The sequence below is a fragment of the Flectobacillus sp. genome (assembly GCF_049240685.1).
Classification (GTDB): Bacteria; Bacteroidota; Bacteroidia; order Cytophagales; family Spirosomataceae; genus Flectobacillus.
The window spans coordinates 3,531-7,076 of the sequence record NZ_JBMLSD010000380.1; the positions used below are offsets into that span (position 1 = coordinate 3,531).

At 33.6% G+C, this 3,546-nt stretch carries 3 protein-coding genes and 1 pseudogene; all 4 read right to left on the minus strand.

Annotated features, from left to right (window positions below; all coding sequences use genetic code 11):
- Positions 1-970 (minus strand): annotated as a pseudogene (locus ACOVQ4_RS17675) (hypothetical protein); the annotation flags it as partial.
- A gap of 3 nt (positions 971-973) precedes the next feature.
- The gene (locus ACOVQ4_RS17680) at positions 974-1,612 is read right to left on the minus strand and encodes a hypothetical protein (RefSeq protein WP_421821941.1); all 639 of its coding nucleotides are present in this window, start codon (positions 1,610-1,612) and stop codon (positions 974-976) included.
- 221 nt (positions 1,613-1,833) lie between these two features.
- On the minus strand, positions 1,834-2,022 hold the full coding sequence (locus tag ACOVQ4_RS17685; protein WP_421821942.1) for a hypothetical protein: 189 nt from the start codon (positions 2,020-2,022) through the stop codon (positions 1,834-1,836).
- A 118-nt stretch (positions 2,023-2,140) separates the two neighbouring features.
- Positions 2,141-3,388, minus strand: coding sequence for a hypothetical protein (locus ACOVQ4_RS17690; RefSeq protein ID WP_421821943.1), 1,248 nt, complete (start codon positions 3,386-3,388; stop codon positions 2,141-2,143).
- Positions 3,389-3,546 lie beyond the last annotated feature (158 nt).

Below are 3,546 nucleotides of genomic sequence, written 5' to 3' on the forward strand. Positions count from 1 at the left end.
TTTTCTCTTCCTCTAAGATTTCAGGAGATTTTTGACTATCCTCATAATTCTTCAATGCCCTCTGGCATACTTCAAAGAAAATCCCTTTATGTTCTCTAAAGCCAAGGGAGTCGTCATTGAGAGCGGGCTTGATACCTGCTATAAAATCTTCATAGCTATAATTTTGGTGAAAGGTAATAAACTCCACCTGACGGTCGTGATTTTTGGCTAATTCTTGTTTGTACCAAGCTCTAGCCGCTGTGTAGTCAATTTCCTGATTCAATGGCAGCTGATGGACAATTTTATAAGCCAAAGCCACCGTCTGATAAGTTTTACCAGTCCCAGGAGGTCCGTAGAGGATTTGGTTGAGCGGGTAGTGGGGCATATTCTGAGGCGCTTGATTTATGATTCTTTCCGTAGTTACTGATGAATTGAATGGTATGGATACACTGTTTTGAACATTTTTAATGGCATTAGTATATTCATTGAACCACTCTTGACTGATGAAAAAGTCATTTTCGCGTCCCTGTTCTTTGATAAATTGATCAATAGTAGGTTTTTGGTTTTCGAGGAAGCTTGATAGCCAAGTTTGCCAATCTCTGGGATTCTCGAAATGTAATTGATATTTGTTTTCACGTTCCTGATGAAGCGTTGAGTTTTGTTGAAGACGCTCAACCAATTTGTTATAAAATGGTATATCAGGTATCTGTGCGACATCTCTGTAGGTAATCAGTAGATAGGCTTTTTGTATGAGAGATTGCCTTAACTGAATAAAAATGCCAATAGTGCGGGTTTTATTGACGCTATCATTAGGGCTATAAAGTCCGATGAATAGATAATCGTCATTTCCATTAAACCAGTAGCCATCCTGATAACCTTTCCCATTGGCAATGGATCGTGTACGAGGCGCAAATCTAAAGCTTGGATTCGCTTGATGATATTCCATCAAAAAATCATAAATATCTTTGTGTAGTTGGGCTATTTGATTCATGATTTACTTCAAAGTATTATGTTGTGAATCGTAGAAAAAGTTAGTTTCTTGAAAATTATGTTTTTGATAGCTTTGTAAAAAACTCTTCGACACAAAGGTTTCCTTCAATGCTTTGAGAGGAATGCAATACAAATCTGCTGGAGCGTGCGCTGAGTTGCCAATGCCAATGACTACAAAAACAGGCATTTTGTTTTCTTGGGCAAATTTTTGATAGTTTTTAAGCTGATGCTCTTTACACCATTCTACACCCTCCTTAAAATAATCGCTACGATATTTACATTCTACCGCAAATAGTTCTTTTTGCTCTCGTAGCTTAAACTCCATAGTTAAGTCTGGGTAGGAAGTACTTTCTGCATAGTGTCCATTCACAAATTTGTCGCTACGCCATTCTTTTACAGAAAAATAGGTTTTAGAGAATTTCTGCACAACAAATTTTTCAAAAGCTTCTCCTTTTTCTTTTTCTGAATCATCATTTTTGGGAGCTTCCACTATTTCAGGAGTTGTTGTGGGAGTAGTACTAACAGTAGGAGTGGGTTCTGATTGATTTGACTTTTTAATAAAAATAATCCCAACACTAATCGATATAAAGCCTAGTACTAATAGAATAATTCCAAGGGTCATTTTTTTAGAATTAGATTGCATGGTGTGAAAATTAATTTGTATAAAATGCAAAACTACTAATATTTGGTAAGAATTCGTCCTATCGAGCAAATGCCCCGATAAAGAATTTATAATTCTCGAAAATCTAAATATCGAAAATCAGGACAAAGTTGTTTTAATCTGTTGATTTATAGGCTATTAGCTAGGGTGTCAATATTGCCATAAATGAACTCCGATATAGTCTAAACGGTGCTCTATTTTACTCAATCTTTTGGCTTTTTCTTCACCTTTTTGTGACTAGCCATTCGTGCTGCTTTAAAGGCTAAAAACTCTTCTCTATCAAATAGCTTGTCACCAAGTCCACAGGCTTTTGCTGCTTCAGCGGAATTAATGAAAAGGTCGCTTTTGTTAAGAAGGTCAAAATCTATAAGTGGGCTTTTTTTTCTAGGCATTGTAGTGAACTTTAAATATGAGTTTTTAGTCTAACGTGTATACAAAAACATCATTTTCTATACACGTTAAAAGTTCATGTATAGAAAATGATACTTTTATGTACACATTTTATTTTGCTTACGAAAGCTCAATAATAATATCTTCGTTTTTGATATTTGTTTGATGTAGTTTAAAGCCTTTTTTTCTTAGAAAATCGGTTACTCGTGGTAGAGGATGCTTATATCCATTCTTACCTATTGAAATAACTGCATTTTCAAGATAGACAGTTTTTTGATATTTATAAACAAGACTGCCTGCTTCTCCCCCATGATGTGGGACAACCAAGGAATGTTTTTTACTTTGTACAAGATCTGGTATCACATAGGTAGAAATTTGTTCGTAGTGAAAATCTGCTGATAAAATTGCAGTTTGGGTTTCAGTTTGTATAGAGATAAGAATACCAGAAATATTTCTATTTTTATGAAATTGAGCATTATAGATTAGAATTGAGCTTATTGGAGAGTTAATAAGCCTTAAGAGTGGTAAATATTTCTTTTTCTTTTTTTTCTTCTCATCTTTACTTGGACTCTCAAATGGTGGAATTGCTTCTACATGGTTGTTACCAATGGTCTTAATCAGTCTTGAAAAAAGATTTTGACTTGTTAGGCTAGGTGGGTTTTTCCTACATAGAATACTTTTAAAACTGTTGCTTAATTCTTCGTCAGTAAACCCTAGTAGTGAGTGATAATGATCTTTATCCCAATGTGAAATTATTAGTATAGGTTTACTTTTAGAATATTCTTCAGTTCTAGTGTTAATGAGATTTCGGACTTCTTGTTTATCTGCGTTAGTTGATGTACCAATGTCAAAAACAATCTCTACATTGTTATTTGTCCAAATTTCATTCCAATTACCTTGCTTCACATTTCGTACTACTAATTTACTTTTATTCAGAGAAGGAAACGGCACTTTCTTTAATAAGGAAGATCTCATAAAGTCATTGTCAAGGTTAATCATTTCAGGTTTATCATTCGTTAATGAATCTCCAAAGAACAGGTTTGTAATACCTTGTAGGTCTATAGAATAGCTTATTAAGAATGAGTCACTCATTAAATTATTACTTGAGAACTGTGACTTAAGGAACTCAACCTGTAGTTGTTTAAATGGATAAACAGTATTTTCAGTGAGGGTTTTGCCATTATAATTTCTAAATAGAATCATTGTTCCTTTTGATTCATCAATTTCTATTTCGGTAAGGGTGATAAAGTCCGCCAATTCATCACTGTTAAGAAAATCAAAAATTACATATTTATCCTTTTTATTAAACTCTTCTATGATTATTAGAACATCATTAGGGTACTTAGATTTGTATTGCCAAATATCCATTTCAAAATGGTTTTCTTTTAACTGTAATTTAGTTAATGTGAATATTCAGAATTAAAGAGGAGAAGCTATTCCATTGAAGGAGTTAAATTAACCTCTTTAACCTTACCCACGATTCTTCTTGAAATTCTCGGCTTGTTCGAAAATTTCAATATATACTT